Here is a 13,922-nt window from a genome sequence, read left to right as displayed (position 1 = left end):
TGTCCTGGACGATATCGAGCGGCGGCGGAAGCGGCGTGCGTCCGCCACTTTCCAGGATCAGGATTTCGATGGCCTTGCTATCCGCAAAATCCGCCAGAAGCCCGGACCAAAGCGCAAGCGCCGCAGGGGCGATGGGACGCCCTATACGGGCAGCAGGCCGCGTACGGGGTTCATGCCCGTACCGATGGAGTTGGAGGATGAAGGACGCAAGCGCCGCGTTAGCGGGGGAGGCGGAGGGTTGGGCACCTTGGCGGCGGGACATGCCAGCTCACCTGCGAGGGCAAAGGCTGCTCCTGGCTCAAATATCGGCGAAGGTGCTGCGAGAGCCGCGCCGATCTGGACTACCGGCCTGGCCGAGCGCCTGGGCGTTGCGGCAGGGTCACAGCCGGCAGTGGTCAAGCTGGTGAGTTTTGCTGCCGGAAGTGCCCGTGTCCGCAAACTTCTTGCCTATCAGAGCCGTGATGGCGAATTGACCATTGAGCGCGAAACCGGTGAACAGGTTGCAGGCGCATCTTGGATCCAGGCGCTTGCCGACGAATGGGCAGAAGAATACGGGCGTCAGCCGTCAAAGGATGTGCTGCGGCTGGGATTGTTCGTACGATCGCACTCAGATGAGGCTGTGGGCGAGGCGTTGAAACAGGCGCTGCCTGGCCACCGCATCGCATGGCGGAGCGAGCCCGATGCTAAAGGGAAGGGACGATCTGTTGAAGTGGTTCTCAGCGCTGCAGCCCGTCCCCATCCCGGTGAAGCAAGCGCGCAGCGTATCTACGACAACCGAAAATCCCTGAGCAAGCTCGACAGGCTGCTGCAAGTGTCGTTCGGCGCTGGCGGACAAGTAGAACTCTATGGCTTTGCGCACGGAGTGGAAGGCGTTAGTCGCTACCTCGCTCAGGTTCGCAAGGGAATGCACCACGCCGTGCGCGCGGTTCGCCTGAACAAGGACGGATCGTTTGGCGAGGATGTGGTGGTCGGTGCCGGTGCAAGTTCGCTGGAGGAGGCGAAGGACTGGAAGCGCGACCTCCGTTCGCAAGAGCGCCGTGACGTCGCCCACGTCATTTTTAGCGCCAAGCCGGGGACGCCAAGGGATCGGTTCGTCGATGCCGTGCGTGCAACGCTTGCCAGGGAATTCGCCGGGCATCGCTATGCCTTCGTGCTTCACGAGGATCGGCAGCATCTTCATGTTCATGCCGCCATCAAGATGCTCTCGGACGCCGGCCAGCGTCTTCACCCGCGGATCCAGGATTTCAGGCGCTGGCGCAAAACTCTGGCCGAAGAGGCGCGTGAGCGAAACATTCCCATGGACGCGATGAGCCGGTTCGAGCGGGCAAACCCTCCCGGGTATAAGCTGAAGGACATCCAGCGCGTGGAAAGAGGCGTCGCATCGCAAAACGTGCGTCGGCGCGTCGAGGCGGCAAGGATGGGTGCTGTCCACATTCCGATACGGGAAGAAGGAAAGCGTCATGCTGTAGCCGCAGCCAGCGGCTGGAGCGACGTGGCGGCCATGGCTTTGCGGTCGCCTACGCAATTTGCACCAGATCCAGGCGTGTTGCGGCTCTACCGGGCGGAGCGACCTGGAACGCGGTCGTCGGTTCCACTCTTCACCCGCGATCTCTCGGCTGCCGCGGAATTGGCACGTCGGGATGGCGGAACGCTCGGGTTTGTCGATGTTCGGCCGACGGAGATGCATCGGATCACGCCGGCGCGCCGTCAACCCGCACTGGGTGGCGGTAACGACCACTTCGTCGTCGCGCGAGACCTTGCCGACAGGATGCGCCCGTTGGTGCCGGCGGAAGTGGTAACGGCAAGCGTCCTCCATTTCCGTGACCGCGGTGAGATGGCGGTGCGTGCGATGGCGCCGGAGTTCGAGGAGTATCAATCCATTTCATATCAGGAAGGCGGAACGCCAAAGGAGACAGACGACATGGCAAACCTGAAGGTAATGACTGCTTCATTTGCGGAGATGGACGCCCAGATGGAGGTGATCAAACAGCATCTTCCACCAGAACAGCAGCCCCAGATCGAAAAGCTCCACGGTAAGCTTCGAGAGGCCCAGCAGGATATGCTGGCGACGCAGGAGCGCATTGAGAAAAAACGGGGTTTGGTCCAAGGCGAGACCTTCGTGGCACCTGTCAGACATGAGTTCCGCGAATTCGTGGCCGAAGAGCACGGCGAGACAATCCGCTATAGTCATCGCAACGATCGCGGCAGGGCCGGCAGTGTCGCTTTCACCGATCACGGCGACAGGGTGGAGATTGCCGATTGGAAGGATCGGCAGGTGGTTTTGGCCGCGATGCAGGTTGCGTCCCGCAAATGGGGGGCGCTGACCATCAATGGCACTGAAAGCTACAAGGCGCTAGTCGTCGAGCTTGCTGCAGAATACGGATTTAAGATTGCCAACCCCGAGCTGCAGGACAAGCTGGCCGCTACCCAAGCACAAATGACAAGGGACCGCGCTGATCGGGGCGGCAATTCGGCTGGCGTGAGTACCGATGAGGCCAGTATCGAGGGGCAAGTCAAGGCTCAAGCTCAAACCCAAGCGGTGGGACGGGCGAACCCACAGCCGCCCCTCACTGATCCCAAGGCGCCGATTGTCGAGAGCGAGAAAATAAAGCCGGCCGATCGCGATCGTGAATCGATGCTGGCGGCGATGCGCGAGGCGGCAAGGAGGTGGGACAAGATCACGGTCAACGGATCCGAGCGCGAGAAGGCCCTCGCTGTCGAGCTTGCGGCCGAACATGGCTTCAAAATTGGCAATCCCGAGCTACAGGACAAATTGACGGCCGCGCGGGAAAAAGTGGAGGAACGTCGGCGACAAGAGAAGGCTGGCGAAGAAAGTCGACTTGGCCTTGCCGAGGGCTCCAGAGTCCAAGGGCCAGGTCAAAAGACGGACATAGAAATCGCGATCGCCCTTCAGACAATACGCGAGCGCACCGATGTCGAGGCCGAGCGGGAGGTGCGCCAAGCCGGACGCACCGCAGCCACCAACGAGCGGCCGATCGACGGCGGCGGAGACGACCACGCATATAGAACGCAGGCGGAAGCAAATGCGGCTGCGCGGGCCAAACAGGCTATCGACCAAAACCCGTCGACGCCCATTCCAGCCGACGTGACCCAGTCGCCTGAAATCGAGCGCCAACGGCAAGCCCAGCAAGAACTTCTGGCAGAGAAGGACGCCATCGCTAAGATGCAGAAGGAAACGCAAAGACGTTCGCACAAGCCGCGTCAGCGGTAGTCGAGTGGTCCCGGGGGGAGATGCCTTCAGGTATTCGCAAAAGGGACCCTCCGCGAACTGACGGATGGCCGTCTATCTATGCACAACTTGGCTTGGCGTTGACCATTCATTAGCCGGTTGGGCAGCTTGTCTGCGGCTCGCTCGTTCTCGACAGCGATATTTCTGAAGTGCCGCTCGCTGCCGAGCTATCCACATTTTGGAAACGTCGTCGGACTGGCCAAAGGCCAGGTAGCTGATTGCGGGCTAAAAATTCGGGAAACATGTAGTCTTCCGTGAGAAAATTCCACCCATTGAACAGAAATATTCAACGAAATCAGGTACATAAAGCTTCATAGAATCTTCATTTGCCAATTCACGAATTCGTGATCAGATTTGGTATGTTGCAGCGCAATACAGTAGCATGGGTGAAATATGCGACAAAATTGGGGTTTATTCGCCAGTGGCGTAAGACGACTGATGTCTGGCTCGGGGAGCCAAAAAAGCACGAAGTTCAAGTACAGCAAGTTGCTTCCTGATCAGCTTCCCGATGAGCGAAAGGGAGATCTCGGATTTCTTGATGGCAAACCCTGTAAAGGCAGCGCTGAAGAAGGGCTAGCGAGCGGAAATAGATCATTCGATCATGAATGTGCCTTCCATCTCAAGTGGTGAGGTTATCCTCGTACTACATGGTCAAAAAATCATTTTGTAAAAGAGTCGAATCCCCGCCGCTTTGTCTAATACTTCCGGCGCTGGTTTGAACATTGTGACCTAAAATCTGGCGCATACAGCGCCTAAAACGAACGGATGCCGGGTCAGTCTGTCTTATGACAACTAAACCGGGACAAGGAGCATATCTTAAACCCACAAGAAATTTACCCTCTCCATCTCCTAATTTTAACACACACTTTGATCGATGACGATTGGAGATTCAAATGACTACAAGAACAATAATCACAATACCTGACCCAGCACTACGTCAGATTTCGGATGCGGTTGATCCCCAGGCCGCAGAGACGGCCGTTTTAATCGATGACATGCTGGAAACCATGTACAACGCATTTGGTGTGGGGCTGGCGGCTGTGCAGATCGGCATTCTGAAACGCGTTGTAGTCGTCGACGTCGGGGTCGTGCAGGAGGCGCGTCGGGATGCCCGGGTTCTCATCAATCCAGTGATTGTCGATACTTCCACGGAATGTTCGACTTTCAGGGAAGGCTGCCTTTCGCTTCCTGGCACCATGGTCGACGTCGTCAGGCCAGCGAGGATTACCGTCGAATACGACACGCTGGGTGGCGGCAAGGAGACTCTCGAAGCCGAAGGCCTCCTTGCCACATGTCTTCAGCACGAGATCGATCATCTCAATGGGACCTTGATAACGGACCATGGTGAGCCAGTACCCCGCGAACCGCAGGAATCTGCGTGACGCAGAAGGCCTGCTTGCGCGTGTCAAGATCCGCCCCCTATCTCTGACGGTATGTTCGGCGCAGTCTCCCTATGGTCAGGAGAGGCGCATGACATGTATTGTCGGCCGTGAGTGGACACACACAGAGCCAATTTTACAGTCTTGCACCGCGGTTGATGGACCGATGAACCGCTCTAATGACATGCCAATGCGGGCCCATCACCACCATCTACCGAGTGCTTTGACATCTTCTCTCCATTGCCCGGCGACAAAGATGTAACCAGCCAGGTCGCGCTGCTGATTTCCAAATGAGATGAAATCGCGCCACGATCAGTGGGATAACGGCTGGCATTTGCGGTTGGGAAGCGACAGCTTCCATAACAGCGTCCCCTATCAGGTGAGTGCGATATCGCAGCCTCACTTTGCCAGAGTCACGGCCGCTCTTCACTCCCCATGGGATCTTACGGAAATCCTTGTCCGGGACTTTGTGAAACCTGCGCCGCACATCAGGCAGAGCGCGCCAACTCCAAAGGGCGCGCTCGTGAAAGCTGGCTGAAGCGCGAAGCGCGTCACGTCAGTCTCCACTCTCAGGCGCGTGTCAACATCGCAAAAACTTCACGGACGGGCCATTCCCCTGAGCCGAACGGGACCTACTTTTCAACTGTCAGAACCGAACATATTCCAGCGTTTTGTTGCGGAGGGCATTCGAAATGCTCCAGTCTCTTATCAGTCTTGAAAACCATGAAATTGAGGCCGTTATAGCGGCTGTGACCGCCTATTGCGACGAACGCGGCGCGCGCATCGATAGCGCGCATGGACGCAGGGCGATCACAGCCGCTGTCGACCTTGTCTCCACGCACCCACTAATCAATCTGCTTGCCGAACTGCGTCGTATACTTCCAGGCGAAGACGGTTTCGCTGGTTTGAGGCGTTTGTGATCCGACCGGTTGCCTGGTCCCTTGCTTAAAAAAGAAAAGACCCGCGCGAGGGCGGGTCAGTAAGGAACTCGAGATAGCGGGGAACGGAAGGTAACTATCTCGTTCGCTATCGATAGCCGACTTCCGTTACATCAAGATGTCAGCCGTCGCGCTTGCCATGCCTTTTTGACTTTCTTCGTCTTCATTGTGAGCGTGGTCATCAACGCCGAGTGATGCGAGCCTGCATTTGATTGCCAAGGCGTAATCGGTATCGAGGGTGTTCTTGTCGGCGACATCAGGATCGGAAAGGACAAAGAGCGAGGCCTTGACGATCCGTTTGCCCGAGGTCTTCGGGCGCGGTCGACAACGTATTTAGAAAGGCCATCATCCTTACAGGAGAGGATCATGAAGCGCTCCAAGTCAGCGTGCCAGCTTCACCGTTTCGTTTCCATCCACGACTCGAATAGCAATCTATTTAACGTTCCCCGCTATGATATTCCATTTGCGCACCACCGCGAACTGCGATCAGTAGCCATGCAAACATGGCGCCAAATCGCGTGCCTGACGCCGCATAAGTCAGACCCTCAGGCCCATAGAACGGTGTCACGGCTTTAAGTTTACAGTGCCGCCCGCCATCCTACTCCTTATGGCTGACAACCGCCATCGCGGCGTCGGTTCCGCACGCCGACCTCAAAATCAGGGCCCTCCAGCATCGTGGCTACGGTGACTGGCATTGCGTGGCAAACCTGTTTAACCGATCAGTCCCACGGAATGATCGCCATGAGGCTTTCGTCATCCTGGCCGGGATATCGGCCGAGATTGGCATTGAGCTTGCCATAGCCGGTGTTGACGGTGAGGGTGAAGTAGTCGCCGCCGTTTTGGTTCTGCTTCTTCCAGATACCACCAATCTCGACCCGTCGACCACGCGGGCTTGTAGAGAACAAGCGATAAACCGGCGCTTTCGGATGTTCGCTTTTGTAGGGTTCGCCGGCAATATCGATGTCATAGGCGATCGAAGCGATGTTGCCTCGCAGGATTTTTCCATCGTTGGCAAACTCAACGTAATTCGTCATTTCTGATACGTTCGCAGGCATTTGGGATCTCCCTCTTTGTTTGGATTGAATAGATGCGGATAGTGGGCAAGGGCTGTGCTCCCGTCACTCACGTCTGGCGGGATTCGAGAACAGCACATGATTGGGATACGGGATGTCGGGGTAAGCCCAGAGCCCGGCACGCGACTGCTGCGCAATCCCTTCCTCAATGCCGTAGGGCATATAGACTGCCTTGCCGCTGGTTGTGAGCGCGGCAAAAGCAAACCCCTGCGTGATCAGCATGGTGCCGACGTCGAGCGCGTTGCTGCCGACATGCGTCGAGCAGATGACGAGTATGGTCGAGTGCTGGCTGGAGGTAGGGGTTGCTACCTCGGCGAGCGGAGCACAGGTGGGTTTAGTATCCTGGAAGATGGCTGCCAGCATCGCCAGAGAGACTGCACCACAGTCCTGCTTCTGGCCTGATTTGTCGGTATAGGTGGTTCCACGGATGCACGCCTGGACGCCGTAGAGGCGCATCGTCTGGCCTGCCTGTTGCCAACTATCCCCGGTCAGAAAGGTGACGCCGGTCTGCGGAACTGCAAACACATGGGATGACGGCTGGGCCGCCTCAGCGGTCACCATGGAACGCGGTATCGCCATCGAGATGCTCAGGGCAACCAGCAGTATCTTGGCGCCCGGCCTTGTCCCTGTCATTCCTGCACCTCCTTTGCCGAAATCGGCGCGCAGTCTACGCCGTCATCGGAGTTGGTGATGCAGCCGACATTGTAGCCAGCTCCGGAGATGAGGTAGGCACAGACACTGGTGCCGGCGCCGTCGCGCGTGCCGGCCGCGCTGCAGTCGAGACCGGATTTTGCAAGATTATAGAGCTTGCCCCCAGTGCCGCAGCCGAACTGACAGGCCTTGAGGATCGAGGACTGCGAGATCGTGGCACAAGTGCCCTGATAGCAGACCTGTTGCCCGATCAGGCTGGTCATGCCATTTTTTTGGGCGGCATTCCATTGGCCGCGTTGATAACGCTCCCAGGCGGCGACCTGCGCTGAAGGGTTGTTCAGAAAATCCTCGCGCGAACCGTCCCAATAGGCTTGCAACGTCCCGCTGTCGCAGAACTGAAATGCACCATAGCAGCGCGTCCCGTTGACGACGGGGGAAACACTGTTGAAATTCCCTTCGCTATGACTGACGTTGGACGCGTATTCGGCACATCCAGCCGGCATTCCGGCGTTCAAGAGACTGAGAGCGCTTTCGCCGGCAAATGCCAGTGATGCTGCAAAACCGAGCGACAGCCCAAGATTTGCCAGGAGATCCTGTCTGTTGGGCTGCCAGTTGTTGGCAGCCGGGGAGGGGGCAACAGATATCATCGAATTGGCTCAACCTGATATATGCCGATAAACGCCTTCCCGTCCTCGCCAATTTCCGCGGTTGTGAGTGTGGCGGCATCAGGCGACAGGACAGCGGTACCACCGAGCGGCATTTGCGGATTTGCCATCCGCTCCGGTCGCACCGGTCGCACCGGTCGCGGCGATTGCGTATCGGGTCTGATCAACACAAGAAGGGCCGTGCACATGCCTTGCAAATTGCAGTCGCCATTTGTCTGGGACAACAGCCAGGTGCCCGAGGGCGTGGTGATACGCGCGGTGTAGATTTTGGCCTGTCCAGTGAGCTGGCGAATGCTCGCAAGATCATCGTCGGTCCAAACGCCATCAGGATCATGCTTGGCATCCCTGGTGGTGAGTTTAAGCGCCAGCGTGTGGCCACCCTGAGCCGTGGCGCGGTCGGTGGAGGTAAGGGCGAGGATCAGGATCGGAGCGAGGACAGCAAGGGTGGGTTTCATCTGGGAGCCTCAAGAGGATGTTGAGCGCGTGAGACGCCGGCGGAGCGCTGCTGACTTGTCGAACAGCGCGCGGACGAACGCTGTAAGAGCGCGCACAAGGAGGATTGGCTGGATCAGAGCCGTGCGGATAAGCCGAAGACCTGTGCTGGACGCGGCGTACACAGCTTTGAGGATAGAGAGCGCCGCCGCGCAGCAGAGTCCGACGAGCACTGCATTGAAGAGCAGATAAAGAGCCAGGACCAAAAACGTGTATGCGAGGTTGTCCATCGGGTGGGCGTAGACGAATTTCGCAGCCGTTGTGACCCATATCCCGGCGATCGTCGCCGTGCCGCTGATTGCAATCGTGGCAGCAACGATCTCGATCGGCCCCAGGCGATGAAAAAACCAGATCTCCTTGCCCATCGGCGTACTCCTTTCAAAACCAACTCCGGCGAAGCAGGCGCGCCCTGTCTGTCACTTCTGCAAATCAAACCATGCGCGTGTGGACGTGCCGTCTTTTTGCCTGATGTCGAAATACCAGGGTCTGGCCCTTCGCGGCCGTGGCTGACGATCGATCTCGGTCCGCTCGCCACGCTCGATCGTGTACTTGGCGCAATAGCTTGCCAAGTCACCGCCATGGCCGGATTGGTCGTCTGCCTCGACATAGCCACTCGGGCAATCCTCGAACGCCTCAAAGCCAGGCGCGCCGGTACCGGCTGCCTTGCAGGCCGGCCAGGAAAAGCCGGGCAACGCCATTGCGGCAATCAGCTTTTCCATTGGCGGTACACAGTAGGAGATACCATGCCAGCTCGGCGTCTGCGCTGCCACGCAAAGGACGATCTGACAGCCCCAATCCGCATCCGCGGCGTCAGCCGCGACGTTCTGGGAAAGCCAGACGGCAAGAACGGATGAGGCAAAAATGCCGCATCTGGCGATCGATGACATCTGCGCTCCTGGCATTTTACAAAGGCACTTGCGTTGTTATCATGTTTTTATATATATGTACTTATAACTCGGGAAACGCAAATGTCCATAGCCCCCATGCGCACTGCGATCGTTGTCGTGAACCTCGTCTTTCCCTGTCTGGCTTTGGCCAACGATGCATCGCCCAGTTCGGGCGCGTTCACAGTCAATGTCTCTTCCGACTGCGCTGACGGTGCGGTGGATGCAAAGACCATTCGCCAGCTCATCACCAGGGAAACGTCGCGCCAGGGGGTCGACGCCAGGTTGGCACTGGCAATTGCCGATCAGGAGTCCGGCTTCGGCGCCCACGTCAATTCGACCGCGGGAGCGCGCGGTCCCATGCAGCTCATGCCAAGGACCGCCGCGCGCTATCAGGTGACGGATATTTGCGACGCGGCCGAGAATATTCGGGGCGGCGTCAGCTACCTCAAGGATCTGACGGCGGCCTTTGGAGGCAACATTATGCTCGTGGTTGCGGCCTATAATGCCGGAGAGGGTCGTGTCGTTGCCGCAGGGGGCGTGCCGGATATTGCCGAGACCGTCTCCTACACGGCACTGGTTACCAACGCCTATTACGGCTTTGACAATTACCTGAAGGGCGGCAAGCGGGCCGCCAAGGCCGCCGCTGCGGGCAGTCGAGCCGTTGCTGCTGCCAGCGTGGACCTGCTGGCGCAAACGCCAGCCTCCCAGCAGCCAACCCCCATCCATCAAACCAGACTGCAAGCCGGCGATCACGACTGGATCGGCGGCTCGGTTCTGTACGTGCAGTAGTCAGGAAAGAAAGGAGCCCCAGATGAAGACAAGGCTATACAATCTCGCCCGATCGGTGATGTCGACCGGACGGATCAACGGAAACATCTTGGTGTTGGCAGGGGTCGCCGGCGCTGTGATGATGGGCAATGTCGAACTAGCCTATGCCGCCGGCGATATCTTCCAGCCGATCAATTCGGTGTTCACGACACTCCTCAATTTCATGACCGGAACGTTCGCGACGACAGCGGCGACCATCGCCTGTGCTGCCGTTGGCTACATGGCGTTGACGAGCCGTATCCCCTGGAGTTGGTGCTTTTCCATCATCGTTGGTATCGCCTTCATCTTTGGCGGCTCGCAGCTCGTGCAGTCCATGTCTTCCGGATTGGGTGGCTGATGGGCGAGGCTGAGGTAAGGGTGGAAGTGGCGCCGCTTGTTCTTGGTCTCACGCGGCCAAGAATGTTCTGGGGCGTGCCGATCGGCGTCTTCGTCGGCGAACTGATGATTGTCGTCATGACGTTCCTCAACACGAAGAACCTTGCGATGTTCCTTCTCTTCCTGCCCCTGCATGCCGCGGCTTACGTGATCACGGTGCGCGATCCGCACCTGGCGAACGTCGCTCTCGTGCGGATCGCCAAATGCCCTTGGACGAAGAACCTTCACTTCTGGGGCGGCAATTCCTATGAACCGTAATTCTTAGGGGCCAACCTGATGGGGGCAGCGATGCAAAAGTCCATCCGCAAGGATCTTCGGTTCGGAGCTGAAAGCGCCCGGGAAAAGCCGATCTCGGCGCATGTCCCCTACCTCAGGCATGTCGACGAGGAGACACTGCGAACCAAGGACGGTATGCTGCTGACGATCATCAAGATCGATGGCTTCTGTCACCAGACCGCCGATCAGCAAATCATCGATGTCGAGGCGACCGCGCGCAACACGCTGGTTCGGGCCCTCGCAGACAGCCGTTTTGCAGCCTACGCCCACATCGTGCGGCGTCGTATTCCCCCTCGACTCGGTGGTACGTTCGATATCCCATTTTGCAGGGCTCTCAATGAGCGTTACATGGCGAGCCTCAGTGACAACAGCATGTATTTGAACGAGCTCTACCTGACGATCATCCGGCGGGGCTTCCAGGGCAAGGTCGGACTGGCGGACGAGCTCTTGTCGCGCTTGCGCAAGGTGTCCGGCGTATCCGAGCGGGCGATGGATCTGGAGGCTCGCCAGGAACTGCGCGAGCATGTCGCCAACATCGTCAAGGGAATGGAACACTACGGCGCCCGGGTCCTCAAGGTAGTAGCGCAGGAGCGGCGCGTGGCGTCCGAGCCCCTCGAGTTTCTGGCGATGCTCCTCAACGGCGGCGAACCGGTCGACATGGCCTTGCCGCGCATGCCTCTCGACCAATATTTGCCGACCCGACGCATCACCTTCGGCCGCCGTCTTTTCGAACTGCGCGGCGCCAGCGACATCGAAACCCGGTTCGGCGCAATGTTGTCGATCCGCGAATACCCACCCTACACCGCGGCTGGCATGATCGACGGGCTGCTGAAGGTCCCAGGCGAGTTCATCCTGTCGCAAAGTTTCGCCTTGCAAGATCGTGCGCCAGTCCTGTCGGAGATGGATCGGATAGAGCGTCAGATCAGTGTTTCGGATGAGCGTGGCACGAGCCTTGGAAGTGCTATCTCGATTGCCAGGGATGAGTTGGTCAACGGCCGCGCCGTCATGGGCTATCACCATCTGTCGGTGATGGCGTTAGGGGCTTCGATCAAGGAGACCGAGGCCGGCGCCCAGGCCATCACCAAGGAATTGCAGAATGCCGGTATGGTGGTCGTGCGCGAGGATCTGAACAGCGAGCCGGTCTTTTACGCCCAGCTTCCGGGCAATTTCTCCTATATCGCGCGACGCGCACTGATCTCGTCGCGCAATTTCTGTGGACTGGCATCGTTTCATAATTTCGCTCTCGGAAAACCCCTTGGCAATCACTGGGGACCGGCTGTTTCCTTGCTGCAGACGACGTCGATGACCCCCTATTTCTTCAACTTTCACAAGGGTGAGGTCGGCAATTTCATCGTCACCGGCCCGACGGGTTCGGGAAAGACCGTGGCGCTCCTGTTTTTGCTGTCGCAGGCAATGCGGGCAAGACCCCAACCGCGATGCGCCTTTTTCGACAAGGATCGTGGCGGCGAGGTCTTCATTCGTGCCTGCGGTGGTCAGTACGAGGTACTGCAACCCGGCGTTCCAACCGGTTTCAATCCGCTGCAGCTTCCAGACAGTCCTGATAACAGGGCATTCGTCTATGACCTCCTCAGCTATCTCCTTCGCCCCAGGGATGATGCCGAAAAGCTGTCGGCCGAGCAGGAGAAAATCCTCTACCGAGCGGTCGAGCAGATCTTCAGCGTGCCGGTCCGGGAGCGCCTGTTCTCGGACGTCGTCCATCTGCTGCGAGGGGGCGAGGCCGCCGGGCGCGACGATCTGGCGTCGCGTTTCGAGGCCTGGTGCGATACCCGGGGATGGTTGTTCAACAACACGGTGGATCTTTGGGATGGCGAGCGCGGCATCTTCGGCTTTGATCTGACCGCCGTCCTCGATGATCCGGAAGTCCGCACAGTGGCGCTCGGCTATATCTTCTTTCGCATCGGCCAGATGCTGGATGGCGAGCGGCCGATGATGGTCTTCGTCGACGAAGGCTGGAAACTCCTGAGCGACGACCGGGCAGGCGCCTTCATCAACGACCAGCTGAAGACCATCCGCAAGAAGAACGGTATTGTCGGAATTGGCACGCAATCTGCTCGCGATATCACCACATCGCGGATCGCCCATACGCTGCTCGAGCAAAGCCCGACGACCATCTTCTTCCCCAACCCGAAGGCGGATCGGGAGAGCTATGTCAAAGGTTTTGGACTTTCGGAAACCGAATTTGAGTGGGTGAGGTCGACCGCGTCGACAAGCCGTCAGTTCCTGGTCAAGCACGACCACGACAGCGTGATCGCGCGGCTCGATCTCTCAGCACTCCCGGACTTCATCAAGGTGCTGTCCGGCAGGGCTGAAACGGTCGCCGAATGCGAGCGTCTGCGTCGTCGCTATGGCGACGCCCCGGAGCTCTGGCTCCCCTGTTACTGTGGCTGGAGCCAGGAGCCTGGCAATCCTTTGGACGCAACGGGTGATATGCGATGAGCGTCCGCAACCGTAATCTCAGCGCTTCTGTTTGCCTTGTGGTGTTGGTGACCCCGTTGGTGATCTCGCCGACGATGGCGCAGGTGCCGGTCAATGACGCCGCGCGAACGACCGAAAAGACGAAGACGGCTGTCTGCGTGCAACGCGCGCGGACCTTCAAGCAGTCTTCCGTGGCACCGTCGCGAGGTGTCACGTCGAGTGTCACGGCGACGGGGGATCTTGCCGGCATCCCACCGATCTCAGGTGCGGCCATCTCCGGGTCACCGCTTTCCGGGACCGCAATTGGCAATAGCGACCTGTCGATCCTTCTGGCCACCGGTTCAAGCGTCCAGGCCCTGAAAACCAGGAATATCGGCCAGGTGGTGAGCGCGCTCGCCGCAACGGCCGCCGCGATCAGCGCCAATACCGCGACACTTCAAAACCAGGCAACAGCAATCGGCAATGCCAATTCCCTGCAGGGCGCTTTCGACCAGAACACCACCGCTCGCCTGTCCGGCGCCCAGATCTGGAACCAGGCGATCCAGTCGGCGACGACAACGGTTCGATTGCGAAACCAGCGACTGGTCGACCAAGTGGCAGCGGAAAGCGCTGCATCGAAAGTCATGACCTACGATCCGGGCTCGGTATCGTTCATCAACGGCAATGAGTAGG

General features: G+C 58.7%; 13 protein-coding genes. 7 read left to right on the top strand and 6 right to left on the bottom strand.

Annotated elements, in window-relative coordinates:
- The first annotated feature begins 172 nt into the window (after window positions 1–172).
- Together J5274_RS27530 and def are read left to right on the top strand one after the other, a co-directional pair.
- Window positions 173–3,232 carry an LPD7 domain-containing protein gene (locus J5274_RS27530; protein ID WP_257625772.1) on the top strand — a complete coding sequence of 1,020 codons (3,060 nt, stop codon included), beginning with the start codon at window positions 173–175 and terminating at the stop codon, window positions 3,230–3,232.
- Between the two features lie 911 nt (window positions 3,233–4,143).
- Window positions 4,144–4,632, top strand: coding sequence for a peptide deformylase (gene def, locus J5274_RS27525; RefSeq protein ID WP_111215381.1), 489 nt, complete (start codon window positions 4,144–4,146; stop codon window positions 4,630–4,632).
- A 1,654-nt stretch (window positions 4,633–6,286) separates the two neighbouring features.
- On the opposite strand, the gene J5274_RS27520 is transcribed toward def, so the two are convergent.
- From J5274_RS27520 to J5274_RS27495, 6 genes are all read right to left on the bottom strand, one after another.
- Complete coding sequence (locus tag J5274_RS27520; protein ID WP_224130002.1) at window positions 6,287–6,601, bottom strand: DUF736 family protein; 315 nt, start codon at window positions 6,599–6,601, stop codon at window positions 6,287–6,289.
- Window positions 6,602–6,685: 84 nt separating this feature from the next.
- Window positions 6,686–7,273 (bottom strand): thermonuclease family protein, encoded by a 588-nt coding sequence (locus tag J5274_RS27515; RefSeq protein ID WP_219276247.1) that lies wholly within the window; start codon window positions 7,271–7,273, stop codon window positions 6,686–6,688.
- Window positions 7,270–7,938, bottom strand: coding sequence for an acyltransferase (locus J5274_RS27510; RefSeq protein WP_142832272.1), 669 nt, complete (start codon window positions 7,936–7,938; stop codon window positions 7,270–7,272). Before J5274_RS27510 ends, J5274_RS27515 begins: the two co-directional genes overlap by 4 nt.
- Window positions 7,935–8,411, bottom strand: a complete 477-nt coding sequence (locus J5274_RS27505) for a hypothetical protein (protein WP_219276245.1) — start codon at window positions 8,409–8,411, stop codon at window positions 7,935–7,937. Before J5274_RS27505 ends, J5274_RS27510 begins: the two co-directional genes overlap by 4 nt.
- Window positions 8,412–8,420: 9 nt before the next feature.
- Window positions 8,421–8,813, bottom strand: coding sequence for a hypothetical protein (locus J5274_RS27500; RefSeq protein WP_219276243.1), 393 nt, complete (start codon window positions 8,811–8,813; stop codon window positions 8,421–8,423).
- Window positions 8,814–8,864: 51 nt separating this feature from the next.
- Window positions 8,865–9,335 (bottom strand): hypothetical protein, encoded by a 471-nt coding sequence (locus J5274_RS27495; protein ID WP_142832274.1) that lies wholly within the window; start codon window positions 9,333–9,335, stop codon window positions 8,865–8,867.
- An 81-nt stretch (window positions 9,336–9,416) separates the two neighbouring features.
- Between J5274_RS27495 and J5274_RS27490 the strand changes: the two genes are divergently transcribed.
- From J5274_RS27490 to J5274_RS27470, 5 genes are read left to right on the top strand one after another with little or no spacing between them, the layout of a single operon-like run.
- On the top strand, window positions 9,417–10,124 hold the full coding sequence (locus J5274_RS27490; protein ID WP_219276241.1) for a lytic transglycosylase domain-containing protein: 708 nt from the start codon (window positions 9,417–9,419) through the stop codon (window positions 10,122–10,124).
- Between the two features lie 22 nt (window positions 10,125–10,146).
- The gene (locus J5274_RS27485) at window positions 10,147–10,500 is read left to right on the top strand and encodes a TrbC/VirB2 family protein (RefSeq protein ID WP_111215401.1); all 354 of its coding nucleotides are present in this window, start codon (window positions 10,147–10,149) and stop codon (window positions 10,498–10,500) included.
- Window positions 10,500–10,796, top strand: coding sequence for a type IV secretion system protein VirB3 (locus tag J5274_RS27480; RefSeq protein WP_219276239.1), 297 nt, complete (start codon window positions 10,500–10,502; stop codon window positions 10,794–10,796). The genes J5274_RS27485 and J5274_RS27480 overlap by 1 nt, the downstream gene beginning before the upstream one ends.
- Before the next feature lie 30 nt (window positions 10,797–10,826).
- A complete protein-coding gene (locus J5274_RS27475; protein ID WP_219276237.1) occupies window positions 10,827–13,271 on the top strand; it encodes a VirB4 family type IV secretion/conjugal transfer ATPase in 2,445 nt (814 codons plus the stop codon).
- Window positions 13,268–13,921, top strand: a complete 654-nt coding sequence (locus J5274_RS27470) for a hypothetical protein (protein WP_224129998.1) — start codon at window positions 13,268–13,270, stop codon at window positions 13,919–13,921. The genes J5274_RS27475 and J5274_RS27470 overlap by 4 nt, the downstream gene beginning before the upstream one ends.
- The last annotated feature ends 1 nt before the right edge of the window (window position 13,922 follow it).

The organism is Rhizobium sp. L51/94, from assembly GCF_019355555.1.
In the GTDB taxonomy this organism is placed as follows: Bacteria; Pseudomonadota; Alphaproteobacteria; order Rhizobiales; family Rhizobiaceae; genus Rhizobium; species Rhizobium rhododendri.
The sequence above is the reverse complement of the archived record's forward strand: the minus strand, read 5'-3'. Positions and strand labels throughout refer to the sequence as shown.